This window comes from Sporosarcina sp. FSL K6-1540, assembly GCF_038620285.1.
GTDB classification, from domain to species: Bacteria; Bacillota; Bacilli; order Bacillales_A; family Planococcaceae; genus Sporosarcina; species Sporosarcina psychrophila.
The window spans coordinates 1,676,530-1,691,527 of the sequence record NZ_CP152018.1; the positions used below are offsets into that span (position 1 = coordinate 1,676,530).

A 14,998-nucleotide genomic window follows, 5' to 3' on the forward strand; every position below is an offset into this window, starting at 1 on the left:
TCTCATTACAAAGTCCTATAATACTACAAGAATGGTACCGGATATGTTAAATTAGAGAGGCGTGAAAATTTGCATACTGTAAATGATCTATATCAGTCTTCTGATTGAAATATGGAGGGAGTTTCATATATGTTTTTCAAAAGTAATAAACAGGACGAAACAAAAAAGGCATTACCAAAATTTATTCGTCCTTTCAAAAAGACTCAAAAGATCCTCGTTATGACAATGATCTTAGCGGGACTTGGGGTAAATTCAGGTTTTGCGAATGAAGAGGAGAGTAAGGACCTCTCGACCATATTCCATATCTATTCAAAAGGGGAATATGTGGGTGTTATAGCTGATCAAGAAAAGCTGGAAGAATTGAAAGAAGAAGAGCTGAAAAAAGCAGCCTCTGAATTTAAGAATCTTCCGCTTACAATAGGAACAGATTTATCGGTGATTCCAGAGCGGGTATTTACAGCAGAAACAGACGATGACATTGTCCTAGAAAAACTTCATGGAATGCTGTCCGTGGAAGCGGAAGCAATCGGCGTTTTAATTGACGAAGAACTGGCATTCTACGTTAATGATATGGCCACGTATAATGAGGTGATTCGCGAGTTGAAATTACAATCTGTTTCTGAGAAGAAGCTTAATGAATTCGAAGCCCGCAAAGCTTCTTCTGAACCAATACCCCCTTTGAAAGAAGATGAAACGCGTATCGTAAACATCTTAATTAGCGGTGAGATGCAGGCGGTACCGGGGAATGTATCTCCAAAAGAGGTAAGAAGTACAGAAGAAGCCATGGTTCTCCTTAATAAGGGGACACTTGAGGAGAAGAAGTATGTAGTAAGTTCAGGTGATGTCCTTGGATCAATTGCTGCCGCTCACAATATGGCAACGGCTAAATTGGTAGAAATAAATCCAGGATTTACAGTAGATAAGGTTCTTAGATTAGGCGACGAGCTCAATGTTACGGCTATTGAACCGTACGTAGAAGTGGAAGTTCATTATGAAACGAAAACAAAAGAAGCTATTAAATATGCAACTTTAACTGAAGAAGACAGTTCCTTATTTAAAGGCGAAAAGAAAGTAACAAAGAAAGGTTCTGACGGGGAAAAAATTGTTACAGAACTTATTCGTAAACGAAATGGTCAAACGATAGGCAGGTCTGTTTCTGAGGAAAATATTATTGCTGAAGCAGTAGACAAAGTGACGGTTGTCGGAACGAAAGTGATTCCTTCAAGAGGATCAGGTACATTCATTTGGCCTGCATCTGGAGGATATGTTTCTAGTCAAATGGGTACTCGCTGGGGTAGGACGCATCAAGGTATTGATATCGCACGTCCATCCTCGTATGGAATTGTAGCAGCAGATAATGGAGTTGTTACAACTACAGGATCGCACAGCACATATGGAAACCGGGTTGTCATCACACATAACAATGGCTATGAAACCTTGTATGCCCATCTCTCTTCAATTGAGGTTAGTGAGGGACAAACTGTATCACAGGGAACAAAAATTGGTGTAATGGGGTCGACGGGTCGTTCAACGGGTGTCCATCTTCATTTTGAAGTATTCAAGAACGGTTCCAATATTAACCCCATGAGCGTGTTAAGATAATTAGATAACCAAAGACGATACACATGTTGTATCGTCTTTTTTTAACGTTTAGACTCCGGCGACTCGAGGGATAGAACTATATTCCTCCTACTCGTCGGGTCTACCAAGGCGCTTACTTTTTTTGAATGTTCCATTCGACAATATTCGGGGTATATTGCCCGGGAAATAGTGAGAATGCAAGGAGAAGATGGCGACTTTGATGCGACAGTAGAAACGTGCGAAGCGTCGCGAAGAATGATAGAGTAAAAGGACACTGATAGAGGCGCCAACAGGGCGAGATGGGGGAAGATAAAATGCAAAACAAAGTAATTTTAATTGTTGATGATGAAAAACCAATTGCTGATATACTTGAATTTAATCTAAAAAAAGAAGGTTTCACTGTTTTTTGTGCATACGATGGAGATGAGGCGCTTGAAAAGGTAGAAGAAGTTAAGCCTGATCTAGTACTTCTTGATATTATGCTACCGAAGCGGGATGGTATGGAAGTATGCCGAGAAATCCGAAAAAAATATGACTTCCCGATTATTATGTTAACAGCGAAAGACTCGGAAATTGATAAAGTACTTGGTTTGGAACTTGGAGCAGATGATTACGTCACCAAACCATTTGGAACACGTGAGCTCATTGCTCGTGTGAAAGCAAATCTACGCAGACATATGAAATCTGTTGAGGAAGAGCAAGAAGGGGCTACAAATGACATTACAGTCGGCAACCTGATTATTCAGCCAGATGCTTACCTTGTTCTAAAAAGAGATGAAAAAATTGAACTGACACATAGGGAGTTTGAACTTCTTCACTATCTTTCGAAGCATATTGGACAAGTTATGACGCGTGAGCACCTCTTACAAACAGTATGGGGTTATGATTACTTTGGAGATGTGAGAACTGTAGATGTAACAATCCGTCGTTTGCGCGAAAAGATTGAAGATGCACCAAGTAATCCAACGTGGATTGTGACAAGACGTGGCGTTGGCTATTACTTACGTGACCCAGAACAGGAGTAACTATCATGCAAAAAGTTGGTTTTTTCCGATCTATCCACGTTAAATTTGTCTTAATCTATGTGATGCTGATTTTAATTGCAATGGAAATAATCGGGCTGTACTTTGCACGCGAGCTCGAACAGAACATGAAATCTAACTTCACAACATCGATTGATGATAGGATGAGTTTGGTCGAATTCAGTGTGCGTGAAGAAATGATGAAAAAACGAGCTGCGGACGACCCGATGACACTTGAGAAGAGTCTTCAGGCCGTCCTTTCGAGTTTTAAATCGGAAGATATCAATGAAGTACGAGTTATTAATGCGGGGAATATTATTCTTGCAACATCAGCCTTAAATAATATATCTATGGTTGGACAGCGTTCGGCGGACGACATTGTGAGGAAGTCAAATGCGTCGAAAACTCCATATGACATTATTAATCTTGACCGGAAAACAGGCAATCGAATTTTGGTTCGTGCAACGCCTATTGTTGTTGGAGATGAAGTGAAAGGCATACTTTATCTTGAGGCAAACATTGAAAAGGTGTTTAAACAAATCGATGAAGTAAATCGTATTTTAGCCGGCGGGGTAGCTGTTTCGTTGTCTATTACAATCATTCTTGGTATTTTAATCGCACAGACGATGACAAGACCAATATCTGATATGAGGCGCCAGGCTCAAGCGATGGCGAAAGGGAATTTCTCGCGAAAAGTTCGCGTATATGGAAATGACGAAATGGGCCAACTTGCAATAGCCTTCAATCATTTAACGAACCAATTACAAGAGTCTCAGTCATCGACTGAAAGTGAACGGCGGAAACTGGCTTCCGTATTAGAGAATATGACTGATGGCGTCATTGCAACTGATCGAAAAGGTCGCGTCAGCCTTATTAATGACTCCGCACTTCTTATGCTAAGACTAACACGGGATTTGGTCTTGAACCGACCGATATCTAGCATCCTTGGATTTGAGCAGGAGTATGCATTTGAGGATTTAATCCAAGTAAAGGAATCCATTGCACTGGATTTCAGTACGGAAGATCAGCCTTATATTTTACGAGCGAATTTTTCCGTTACACAAAGAGAAACTGGTTTTGTGAATGGTCTTATTGTTGTCTTACACGATAATACAGAACAAGAGAAAATCGATATGGAAAGACGTGAGTTTGTTTCAAATGTATCGCATGAATTGCGTACGCCACTTACAACAATGCGCAGTTATTTGGAGGCGCTTGCTGACGGGGCGTGGAAGAATGAGGAGATTGCACCATCCTTCCTTCACGTAACACAGACTGAAACTGAGCGGATGATTCGGCTTGTTAACGATTTGTTGAAGCTATCACGCATGGACAGCAGGGACTATGACTTGAATAAAGAATGGGTTGAATTCAATTATTTTTTCAAATCAATCATTGGTCGCTTTGAATTTTCGAAGTCTCAAGAAGTCCAGTTTATACGCCTTCTCTCTTCCTCCGAACTGTTTGTTGAAATCGATACGGATAAGATGACCCAGGTGCTCGATAATATAATTTCAAATGCGTTAAAATACTCACCAGACGGCGGAGATATCCGTTTTGGCATTACAATGTCCGGAGACTTTATTAAAGTAATGATTTCGGATGATGGTATGGGAATACCACAGGCAAACGTTAAACGTATTTTTGACAGATTCTATCGAGCAGATCGAGCAAGATCCCGTGCGATGGGCGGTACAGGACTAGGTCTTGCAATTGCCCGTGAAATGATTTTGGCGCACGGAGGAGAAATATGGGCAGAAAGCGAAGAAGGAAAAGGAACGACAATATTCTTTACGTTGCCGTTTGAACTTCAGGAGGACGGTGAGTGGGGTTGAAATATGTTGAAACTGTCAAATCGATTGTACTTATCCTACTTGTCGCTCTCAGTATCATACTAACATTTTCTATTTGGACGTACTCACCGCGTTATGAAACCATTGAGCAGTTCCCGCCCGTAGATATTTCTATAGGCGATAAAAAGAGAATTGATGAAATTATAAAACCATATAAAATGGTCTTTAATTTTGACGATGCTTTGAAAGGAACAACTGATTCAGATAAAATCGATCGTATTATGGAAGAGATAACGGACTGGAAAATAACAGAAATCACCACAGTGGAAGAAAACTTTACTTCAGAGGATATAAGTACTTTGCTACGGAAGCCTAACCGGTTTACAGTGTTCTTTCAAAGTGAAATTCCTTTGTCTGTCTATGACAGCGTTTTGAAAATTGAAGCACCGACGCCCGAGATTTCATTTAACCAGATTGTGGTTGAATGGAAGCCGGACAATACTGCGATGACTGTCTACTTCGTGAGCAAAGAAAACAAGAAGCTTTATAGCGCAAAAGTGAAGGCAGAGGATTATCAAAGTCTCGATAATTCAATATTAACAGTCGGGCGAGAACTTCAAGAATACAGAGAAGTAAACCCTGATAGTTCTTCCTATCTCGTAGTCTCAGTAGAGCCCGTGGAAACGATTAAGTACACTTTTCTGGAGGATGAAGTCTCCATTAATAAATTCCGTGATGCATTGTTCAGTGATGTAAATGCAGTACGGAACAGCCAAGTGGGAATTCATGTTGAAGAACTTGCTGACGATCATGCAATGATGAATGTTTATACGGAGAAGAAAACACTGAACTATGTTTCACCAAGTGCAGAAAGTCAAGAACTTGCAATACCCTCAGAGTTACTGATAAATACAGTCAACTTTGTTAATGAACACGGCGGATGGACAGACGAATTTAGATTTACGTACATGGATGCCGAGACCCGAACAGTAAGATTCCGGTTATATCTGCACGGATTACCTGTCTATACAGATTCCAGTTCTTCTGCTGAAATTCTGCCGAAGTGGGGAAAAAATCGGATATATAGTTATGCAAGACCGTACTATAGACTCAATTCTTCAAATCCAGCAAAATCAGAAATTGAACTTCTTCCACCAGGCATTGATATTGCCGAAAGTCTTAGAGAATCGGATAAGTTGGATATTGGTGCTGTCGAGGAAATTACTCCGGGTTACTTTATGAAATATAAGCCAGGACTTTTCATCATGGAGCCGGCCTGGTTTTACTTGATTAATGGTAATTGGAACCGCTTTTCACCTGAAATTTTAGGAGGTGAACTGATTGGATTGGAATAAGTCGAAAACGATATTTATTATCGTATTTTCAATCGTGAACGTTTTTCTTTACTTACTTTATGTGGACAAGGTTACAGATGCCCAAAATGTTCAGGTGATGGGGAAAACACCAATCGAGGAATTGCTGAAGATGGACAACGTTACGTATGATCAACTACCGCCCTATAAAAACGATCCGTCTTATGTGTCCGCAAAGTCTATGATATTTATAGATGAACAGATAAACAAACTTGAAAATCAAAAAGTCGAAATCTCAGACGAAACATTTCTTCAATCAAAATTGGACGATCCTGTCAGTGTGATGAATACGAAAGGCGATTTTGATTTTACGGAGATTCTCGCTAAGTATGTATTAAACGGTGCTGAGTACGAACTTTGGGACGTAGATGAAGAGGCGCAGGAAGCATTGCTTTTTCAGAAAGTGAAGGACAATCCCATTTATTTCAGTAGTAATGCGAAGCTGGTATTGCATTGGAATGACAAGGGGGAGGTTACAAACTATGAGCAAAGTATGCTGCATGAATTCGGTACCTTTAATCGTAAAAAAGATCTTCTTTCCCCTATAGAGGCAATCGGTAATTTGTATTCAAACGGGCACTTGAAACAAGATTCCAAGGTAAAGTCTATGAAGCTCGGTTATTCGACACATGTTCAAGTATCGGAAACCCAAGTGTTTGCTCCGACATGGCATGTACGTGTAGAATTGAAGGATGGGGTAAAAGAAGATTACTTCATCAATGCAATTGAAGGTATGATTATAGAATTCCAGCAAGAACCGTTGGAAGAAGAGAATGAATAAGGGGTTTTTGCAATGCGTTTTAGTGTCCTCGCAAGCGGCAGTAGCGGCAATGCGGTATTTATAGAGAGTGATGAACATACCTTTCTCGTGGATGCGGGATTTAGTGCGAAGAAGATGGACAGTTTAATGGCTGGCATTGATCGTTCTATGAAAAAAGTTGACGGTATCTTTGTAACGCACGAGCATAGTGACCATATAAAAGGGATTGGTGTTGTCGCACGGAAATATGGCACACCAATTTATGCGAATGAAAAAACATGGCAGGCGATGGACGGTCTTGTTGGCAATATTCCGCTCGAGCAGCGCTTTCAATTTGATATGGAAACGGTAAAATCATTTGGTTCACTCGATGTTCAGTCATTTGCTGTCTCGCATGATGCAGCTGATCCGATGTTTTATGTTTTCCATGAGAATGGCCGAAAATTGGCGGTCATTACAGATACAGGTTATGTGAGTGATAGGATGAAAGGGTTCATCCGCGGTGCAGATGCTTTTGTCTTTGAAAGCAATCATGATGTTAGTATGCTGCAGGTAGGACGCTATCCTTGGTCCGTCAAACGACGAATTCTGAGTGATGTTGGACATGTATCTAACGAAGATGCTGCGGTTGCAATGAGTGAAGTTGTCGATCAAAAAGATACGAGAATCTATCTATCACATTTAAGTAAAGATAATAATATGAAAGATCTTGCAAGGATGAGTGTTACACAGACGCTGGAAACATGCGGTATCAGGACAGGTGAATTTGTTCATCTCTATGATACAGATGCAGATCAGCCGACTGAACTTGTCACAGTATAGAGTAATGTCTCTAGCCTTACCTTCAGGGGATTGTATAAAAACCTTGCTAAGGTAAGGTTTTTTATTTTGAAACGGTTGAAATAGGGTAATGTTAACTACAATGACATCATCATTAGAGAGGGAGAGGCGTATGGACGAACTAAATCAGAATCAGGCGAATGGAGAGCCGCAACCTTCTGCTCCTATGCCGGAAAGTACAGCGCGACATAGTCAAAAGCCGCCAAAAAGAAGAGGCGGATTCATATCCGGCTTCATTGGAGTTGTAATCGGTGCATTACTTGTATGGTTCATCATGCAAGGCGAAAGTAGTACAAAGGAACAGTCGCTGGTTAATGGCTCGGAGCAGAAGGTCGATGCTATGCAAACAGAACGCATATCTCTTGATGTAAATAACGACGTTACTGATATTGTCGAGAAAGTGGCGGATTCAGTCGTTGGCGTAACGAATTTGAAGACAATTAGTGATCCTTGGTCGCCTGTAGAAACGACAAGGGAAACAGGTTCAGGTTCGGGTGTCATTTATAAAAAACAAGGGGACAAAGCATATATCGTAACGAATCATCACGTTATAGAAGGTGCACAAGAACTTGAAATTACTTTCGATGATGGTTCGAAGACAGACGGAAAAATCGTTGGTAGCGATATGTGGACTGACTTAGCTGTCATTGAAATTGACGCTAAACTTGTTAAAACAGTTATTGATTTTGGGGATTCAGATGCTTTGAAACGCGGTGAAACGGTCATTGCAATTGGTAATCCGCTCGGTCTCGGTTTTTCAGGTTCGGTAACCGTTGGCGTTGTATCCGGAAAAGATCGTTCGATTCCAATTGATTTTGATGAAAATGGCACAGTAGATTGGTTTGCAGATGCCTTACAAACCGATGCCGCCATTAATCCTGGTAACTCGGGAGGCGCGTTAATTAACCTTGCTGGCCAGCTTATTGGCATCAATTCCATGAAAGTATCGGAGGCAACGGTTGAAGGAATCGGACTTGCGATCCCCATCAATCTTGCAATGCCGATTATCGATCAACTTGAAGAACATGGTGAAGTAAACCGTCCGACAATGGGGGTTACATTACTCGATCTTCGAAGTATACCAGCTCAACAACAACGGGAAATGCTAAAGTTACCGGTGGATGTAACAGACGGGGTTGTCATCAATGAAGTAATGAGCAATTCTCCTGCCCAACTTGCTGGTGTAAAGCAGTATGATGTCATCGTTGAAATGGATGGCGAAAAAATTGAGGACATGGTCACCTTGCGTAAACATCTGTATAATTCGAAAGAAGTAGGCGACACAATGCAAATGAAAGTGTATCGCGATGGTCAATTGCTTGAAATTGAAATGGTGTTAAAAGACGGTAACTCATTCTAGTAATAAAAATTATACACAGATTACCATGAAAAACTTATCCACAACGGGTATAATAGCTAACAGCTAGCTATTATACCCGTTTTTTTATTGTATTCGCTGTTTGTGGATAAATCTAAATATTTGTGAATAACTTTGTGTGAAATAAAAAAGCTGAAAGTTGGGATAGAAATGAATACTTATAGCTGTGAAACTCATATAAACCATGCTTTAGACGTTTTTGTAGCGGAGCAAGGAAAGTTTCCAATCATGGAAGTTGTATCGGAGGAAGAAAAGTTATCCACAAAGTGCAACTACTGTGAAGAGCCTTCGATATATGTTGTGGCGAACAAATAGTCGGACACAAGATGTAGATAAGTGTTGTGGATATGTGCATAAGTTTTGTTTGTAATAAATAAAAAAGGGTGGATAACTTGTGAATATAACGATTGTGACAGTAGGTAAATTAAAAGAGAAGTATTTAAAAATGGGCATTGAGGAATTCTCAAAACGATTAGGCGCGTATGCAAAAGTTAATATAGTCGAAGTAGCGGATGAGAAAGCACCTGAATCATTAAGCGACGCCGATATGGAAATTGTGAAGAAAAAAGAAGCGGAGCGAATTCTGGCGAAATTTGGGTCGGATACGTATGTGATTGCACTTGCGATTGAAGGTAAGATGAAGACGTCAGAAGAGCTAGCGGCGGATTTAGAGTCGTTGATGACGTACGGACGTAGTAAGGTGGCATTTGTTATTGGTGGATCACTAGGACTGCATGACAGTGTGATAAAACGCGCGGATGAATTACTGTCCTTTTCGAAAATGACGTTTCCACATCAGATGATGAAGCTGATATTGTTGGAGCAGGTATATAGGGCTTTCAGGATAATGAAGAATGAACCGTATCATAAGTAAAAGAGATTTTTTATATGAAATGAGAGATGAAAAATAACGTAACGTATAGATCCTGATTTTTAACTGAAATTTATAATGCCTATGATTGGGGACCGTGTGAATGTTAAGTGAACAGACGAGATATTCTAGGCTTGCGAACATAACCAAAATAATAAATACAAAGTTAGAACTACGCGAAGTATTACAGCGGGTAACAATGGCAATATCCGAAGAGGTTGTTCAATGTAACTCTGTTGGTATTTATTTACCCCAGAAGGATGGAACATTCAGAGGGTTTGCAGGAAAACCAGAAGTTATAAATGGTATAACGCTTGATACGCAGGTAATAGATGTTGAAATAGACTTACTAGCCAAAGAAGTTATTGAAACTCAAAAAACCATCTACATCCCTGATACCTCAAAGGATAATCGACCGGATCCGAGATCAGTTGAAGCCTTCCAAATTAAATCCTTATTAGCTCTGCCTATTGCATTTGGGCACGAGTTGTTTGGTCTGGTTTTTTTATTTGATTATGGAACACCAATGAACTTAACAGAGTCAGAAATTCAAAGTGTTGAAGCTTATGTGAATATGGCTGCAGTCGCAATTCAAAACGCAAATAATTTAAAACAAAAGGAAAGCCTTATTGCTGAAAAGCAATTATTACTTAATGTTACACGTGATTTATCGATGTGTTCTTCTGTAGAAGAATGTCTCGATAAATGTTTTTATTACTTAGGAAAAGTTTTAGATAGCAAAAGTATTGCTGCATATCTTCTAGATCCGTTAGAAAATACAGCAATTAGATTAACGAAGTTAAGTAAAGACTGTGAGTGGACACAGGCAGATTGGATTGAGAACCTTAAAAGCATAAGAATGGATCAAAGCTTTGAAACCCTGATGCAAAAGGTTATTAAAACAAAAAGTGTAATTTCCGGCCCGAATGAAGAAAGTAAGTATCTACTTATGATTCCGTTGGTTTCAATGGGAGAAGTATTAGGGGTAATAGCAGTTGTTAATGTAGAAGGGAAAGCTAATAATTACGATAAATCTCAAATTCAACTAGCAAAATCTATAGTTGACGCCACAGCCCCTACGTTTTCAAACTTGTTATATATGGACCAACTTGAAAACATGGTGGAAGAGCGAACAAGCGAATTAGCTACTGCTAATGAAAAAGTCACGAGTGTTATTGAAAGTATTACAGATGGATTCTTTGCATTGAATAAAGAATGGGAATTTATCTACTTAAATAAACATCAATATATACCACAAAAGAAAACAGCAGAAGATGTATTAGGTAAGAATATTTGGGAGGTTTTCCCGAAGAGTGTGGATACAGTCATGTATAAAGAATTTCATCGTGCAATGTCAGAGCGAGTATCAGTACATTTCGAATATCTCTCAACCTCTGATGATTATTGGTACGAAGTAGTCGCTTATCCGTATGACGAGGGGATCTGCTGTCTTTTAAAAAATATAACGGAAAAAAAGAAATATGAGCAAGAATTGAAAAGGTTATCAAATTTAGACTTAATAGGGCAAATGGCGGCAGGTATTAGTCATGAGATTAGAAATCCAATGACAACAGTACGAGGGTTTTTGCAGTTATTAAAAAAAGAAGGCGAATTTGAAAAACATAATGGTTACTTTAATTTAATGATTGAAGAACTTGACCGGGCAAATTCTATTATTACTGAATTTCTTTCAATAGGTAATACAAGGACATCTGATTTAGAGATGTTAGATTTAAATTCAATTATTCGTGATATTACTCCTTTGATAAAAATCGATACATGTAATCAAAATAAACTTATTCAATTCGATATGAAAGACATCCCAGAACTACTTTTAAATCCTAATGAGATCCGACAATTAATAATAAACCTATATCGTAATGGCCTTGAAGCAATGAGCACAGGGAAAGTTCTATCCATCAGCACCTACAAGGAAGATGGAAATTGTGTAGTTCTTGCAATACGGGATCAAGGAGAAGGTATCAGTCCTCAGACAGTAGAGAAATTGGGTACTCCATTCTACACAACTAAGGATAATGGTACTGGATTGGGTTTAGGTATATGTTATGCCATTGTTGCCCGTCATAACGCAAAAATTGAAATTCAAACAGGATCTGAAGGAACTACTTTTTTTGTTAAATTTGACACCTACATAGGACTCCGTTGAATTCGCTATGGTGTTAGGAGATGCCTTCACTCAGATTATAGAGGTATTCATTTGTTCAAGATTAAATTAAAGTTAATCATAAAAAACTACTTTAGATTTGTCGTGGAAGTAAAATTTGAAGTGTCGATCCAATGGTAACGGCAAACAAGAGCTTTACCCTTTGCAAGAAGCTAGGGTAAAGCCGTGGATTTTTGAGTGTTCCTATAGACGTTCGGCTTTACTATCTTTTAAATCGACTATAACTACTATATAATAGAAGTTATTCCGATCCATGAATAATTGTAAAAATTGAGACAGAAAAGATATGTGTCTAGGTCACTCCTTAGCTTGCTATAACGCCTAAGCAGGAGCGCCTACATCCTTTCTGCGAATACTAGGGTATAAAGGATGGTAAAAATGAGTAACCAAAAAACTAAAACAGACGTTATCTTAATTGGTGCCGGAGTTATGAGTGCGACTTTGGGGACAATGCTAAAAGAATTAGTACCAGAATGGAATATTAAAGTGTTTGAGAAGCTCGCAAATGCGGGGGAGGAAAGCTCTAACGAATGGAATAATGCAGGAACTGGCCATGCGGCACTGTGTGAGCTTAACTACACCAGTGAAAAACCAGACGGATCTGTAGATATTAGCAAAGCTATAAAAATCAATGAACAGTTTCAGCTTTCAATGCAGTTTTGGTCATATCTTGTAAACAATAAGCTGATCAACAATCCGCAGGACTTTATCATGTCATTGCCTCATATGAGCATGGTACAAGGGGAACAAAATGTAGCATTTTTAAAGAAACGTTTTGAAGCGATGTCAAATAACCCGTTGTTCAAAGGGATGGAATTTTCCGCTGACCCAGAAAAATTGATGGAATGGATTCCGCTAATTATGCAAGGCCGCCCATCAAATGATGCCATAGCAGCAACAAAAATCGACACTGGAACGGACGTCAACTTCGGTGCTTTAACGCGCATGTTGTTTGACCATTTACAGAATAAAAATGTCGATATCAATTACAAACATAGTGTTGATGCTATTAAGCGAACAAATGATGGCGCATGGGAATTGAAAGTGAAGAATGTCGATAGCGGTAGCATCGAACGCCATACTGCAAAATTTGTCTTTATCGGAGGCGGCGGAGGAAGTCTGCATCTACTACAAAAAACCGGTATTCCTGAAGGAAAACATATTGGTGGATTCCCAGTAAGCGGAATCTTCATGGTATGTAATAATCCGGATGTTGTGGCGCAGCATCACGCAAAAGTATATGGAAAAGCGCAGGTTGGCGCTCCACCAATGTCTGTTCCACATCTGGACACAAGATTTATCGACAATAAAAAGTCATTGCTATTTGGACCATTTGCCGGCTTTTCACCAAAGTTCTTAAAGACGGGTTCAATGTTAGATTTAATAACTTCTGTCAAACCAAATAATGTGTTGACGATGTTAGCCGCAGGCGCAAAAGAAATGTCATTGACAAAGTACCTCATCCAGCAACTTATGTTATCGAAAGAACAGCGTATGAAAGAGTTACAAGAGTTTATCCCGAATGCCAAAATTGAAGAATGGGATTTTGTAGTAGCGGGCCAACGTGTACAAGTTATCAAAGATACTGAGGCGGGCGGTAAAGGAACACTTCAATTTGGTACGGAAGTTATCACTGCTGCAGATGGATCGATTGCAGCATTGCTAGGCGCTTCTCCGGGTGCTTCTACTGCCGTACACGTTATGTTTGATGTCATTAAAAAATGCTTCCCGCAATATATCGAAGAATGGGAACCAAAATTGAAAGAAATGGTTCCCTCGTATGGCATGTCGCTAATGGAAAATCCAGAGCTTTTGCACGAAATGCATACTTCAACAGCGCAGGCGCTTGGTCTAAGCGAAAACTTGTCGGACCAAAGCTAATTCTTTGGATATAGAAACAATCGAGATGAACTATAATATAGAACCTTTGATCTGTCTTTGGATTGAAGGTTCTTTTTTCAAGACCCTTTAGCTAGATGGTCACGGAGACCTTTGTCGTAAGTACACAAAACAAACTACTCATAGGGAGTGAACAATATGATTACAAAAATCGGTCAAATTATGTTATATGTCAATAACCAAGATGAGACAGTGAAGTTTTGGACGGAAAAAGCAGGATTTAGCGTCATTTCAGAAGAAGATAATGGCCAAGGAATGAGGTGGATTGAAATCGCTCCAACAAAGGATGCGGAAACAACTATCATACTTCACAATAAGGAACTCATTGCTAAAATGCAGCCGGAATTAAATCTTCAAACACCTTCATTACTGCTTTTCTCAGAGAATCTTGATGAATTATACAGAGACTTTAAGGATAAACAGATCACAGTTGGAGACATGGTAACGATGCCTTCTGGCAGAGTATTTAATTTTGCGGATAATGAAGGAAATTACTTTGCGGTTTTGGAAAGAAAGTGAGCTTCTGACTAATGAAAAAATAAGTGCAAAAACGACTAAGAACATACTTCTTAGTCGTTTTTGTATTGGAATACTTCCTTTTATATTTATTTAACCCTTGAGAGAATTATGTGGTGTCTCCTACTCGATAAAGTACGGGTTTATTTTTGATAACTCTCCATTAAGCCTTCTATACGCTGTTTTACTTCAGGCCAATCCTCTTCTATTACGCTATACATAACCGTATGTCGCACCGTTCCATTAGGTCTAATCATATGATTACGTAAAACCCCTTCTTTTTTAGCACCAATCCGTTCAATAGCTTTTTGAGATTGGCTATTTTCATGACCTGTTTTAAGTTGTACTCGTTGAAACTGTAGTTGATTAAAGCAGTAAGATAGTAGCAAGTATTTACACTCTGTATTGATGTTTGTGCGCCAAAATGACGGATGCAGCCAAGTATGACCGATTTCTAACCGTTTATGTGCAGTGGAAATATCGAAAAATCGCGTAGAGCCAATTATTTCATTTGTTGCTCGAAGCACAATGACAAAAGGGTATTCCGTTCCTGTTTCCCGATTAACTAATGCCTGTTCAATATAGGTCTGTACGTCTTCTTTCGTTTTTAATGTATCCAACATATGCGTCCAAATACGCTCGTCTTGGCAATGTGCATATATGCCATCTACATCATTTTTGATCATTGGTCTTAAAACAACAGCATCTCCGTATAATTGAATAGTTTCCATGAACCATCACTCCTTTATTTCATTACACCTTAACTTTGATATGATTAGA

The 14,998-nt window shown here is 39.3% G+C and carries 13 protein-coding genes; 12 read left to right on the plus strand and 1 reads right to left on the minus strand.

Annotation, left to right across the window (positions count from 1 at the left end):
• Positions 1-129 precede the first annotated feature (129 nt).
• From MKY15_RS07610 to MKY15_RS07665, 12 genes are all read left to right on the plus strand, one after another.
• Entirely contained in the window at positions 130-1,602 is a 1,473-nt protein-coding gene (locus MKY15_RS07610; protein ID WP_342539329.1) for a M23 family metallopeptidase, read from the plus strand.
• Between the two features lie 293 nt (positions 1,603-1,895).
• Positions 1,896-2,606, plus strand: coding sequence for a response regulator YycF (yycF, locus tag MKY15_RS07615; RefSeq protein WP_067204140.1), 711 nt, complete (start codon positions 1,896-1,898; stop codon positions 2,604-2,606).
• Positions 2,607-2,611: 5 nt separating this feature from the next.
• Positions 2,612-4,438 (plus strand): cell wall metabolism sensor histidine kinase WalK, encoded by a 1,827-nt coding sequence (gene walK / locus MKY15_RS07620; RefSeq protein ID WP_338654372.1) that lies wholly within the window; start codon positions 2,612-2,614, stop codon positions 4,436-4,438.
• Complete coding sequence (yycH, locus tag MKY15_RS07625) at positions 4,429-5,751, plus strand: two-component system activity regulator YycH (RefSeq protein ID WP_342539330.1); 1,323 nt, start codon at positions 4,429-4,431, stop codon at positions 5,749-5,751. Before walK ends, yycH begins: the two co-directional genes overlap by 10 nt.
• Positions 5,738-6,550 carry a two-component system regulatory protein YycI gene (gene yycI / locus MKY15_RS07630; protein WP_067204150.1) on the plus strand — a complete coding sequence of 271 codons (813 nt, stop codon included), beginning with the start codon at positions 5,738-5,740 and terminating at the stop codon, positions 6,548-6,550. Before yycH ends, yycI begins: the two co-directional genes overlap by 14 nt.
• 12 nt (positions 6,551-6,562) lie before the next feature.
• Positions 6,563-7,351 carry an MBL fold metallo-hydrolase gene (locus MKY15_RS07635; RefSeq protein ID WP_067204153.1) on the plus strand — a complete coding sequence of 263 codons (789 nt, stop codon included), beginning with the start codon at positions 6,563-6,565 and terminating at the stop codon, positions 7,349-7,351.
• 130 nt (positions 7,352-7,481) lie between these two features.
• Positions 7,482-8,729, plus strand: a complete 1,248-nt coding sequence (locus MKY15_RS07640) for a trypsin-like peptidase domain-containing protein (RefSeq protein ID WP_231885746.1) — start codon at positions 7,482-7,484, stop codon at positions 8,727-8,729.
• A gap of 168 nt (positions 8,730-8,897) precedes the next feature.
• Positions 8,898-9,062 (plus strand): CxxH/CxxC protein, encoded by a 165-nt coding sequence (locus MKY15_RS07645; RefSeq protein ID WP_082786443.1) that lies wholly within the window; start codon positions 8,898-8,900, stop codon positions 9,060-9,062.
• Between the two features lie 79 nt (positions 9,063-9,141).
• On the plus strand, positions 9,142-9,621 hold the full coding sequence (gene rlmH / locus MKY15_RS07650) for a 23S rRNA (pseudouridine(1915)-N(3))-methyltransferase RlmH (protein WP_067204158.1): 480 nt from the start codon (positions 9,142-9,144) through the stop codon (positions 9,619-9,621).
• A 100-nt stretch (positions 9,622-9,721) separates the two neighbouring features.
• Entirely contained in the window at positions 9,722-11,785 is a 2,064-nt protein-coding gene (locus MKY15_RS07655; protein WP_342539331.1) for an ATP-binding protein, read from the plus strand.
• Positions 11,786-12,181: 396 nt separating this feature from the next.
• Complete coding sequence (locus MKY15_RS07660; protein ID WP_342539332.1) at positions 12,182-13,684, plus strand: malate:quinone oxidoreductase; 1,503 nt, start codon at positions 12,182-12,184, stop codon at positions 13,682-13,684.
• A 156-nt stretch (positions 13,685-13,840) separates the two neighbouring features.
• Entirely contained in the window at positions 13,841-14,221 is a 381-nt protein-coding gene (locus MKY15_RS07665; RefSeq protein WP_338654362.1) for a VOC family protein, read from the plus strand.
• A 140-nt stretch (positions 14,222-14,361) separates the two neighbouring features.
• Here MKY15_RS07665 and MKY15_RS07670 read toward each other — a convergent pair whose 3' ends face one another.
• Positions 14,362-14,949 (minus strand): GNAT family N-acetyltransferase, encoded by a 588-nt coding sequence (locus MKY15_RS07670; RefSeq protein ID WP_340741144.1) that lies wholly within the window; start codon positions 14,947-14,949, stop codon positions 14,362-14,364.
• Positions 14,950-14,998 lie beyond the last annotated feature (49 nt).

Coding starts and splice junctions, on each gene's coding strand:
- MKY15_RS07655 (WP_342539331.1), top strand. CDS start 9,722: ATGTTAAGTGAACAGACGAGATATTCTAGGCTTGCGAACATAACCAAA.
- MKY15_RS07645 (WP_082786443.1), top strand. CDS start 8,898: ATGAATACTTATAGCTGTGAAACTCATATAAACCATGCTTTAGACGTT.
- walK (WP_338654372.1), top strand. CDS start 2,612: ATGCAAAAAGTTGGTTTTTTCCGATCTATCCACGTTAAATTTGTCTTA.
- MKY15_RS07665 (WP_338654362.1), top strand. CDS start 13,841: ATGATTACAAAAATCGGTCAAATTATGTTATATGTCAATAACCAAGAT.
- MKY15_RS07635 (WP_067204153.1), top strand. CDS start 6,563: ATGCGTTTTAGTGTCCTCGCAAGCGGCAGTAGCGGCAATGCGGTATTT.
- MKY15_RS07660 (WP_342539332.1), top strand. CDS start 12,182: ATGAGTAACCAAAAAACTAAAACAGACGTTATCTTAATTGGTGCCGGA.
- MKY15_RS07610 (WP_342539329.1), top strand. CDS start 130: ATGTTTTTCAAAAGTAATAAACAGGACGAAACAAAAAAGGCATTACCA.
- MKY15_RS07640 (WP_231885746.1), top strand. CDS start 7,482: ATGGACGAACTAAATCAGAATCAGGCGAATGGAGAGCCGCAACCTTCT.
- MKY15_RS07670 (WP_340741144.1), bottom strand. CDS start 14,949: ATGGAAACTATTCAATTATACGGAGATGCTGTTGTTTTAAGACCAATG.
- yycF (WP_067204140.1), top strand. CDS start 1,896: ATGCAAAACAAAGTAATTTTAATTGTTGATGATGAAAAACCAATTGCT.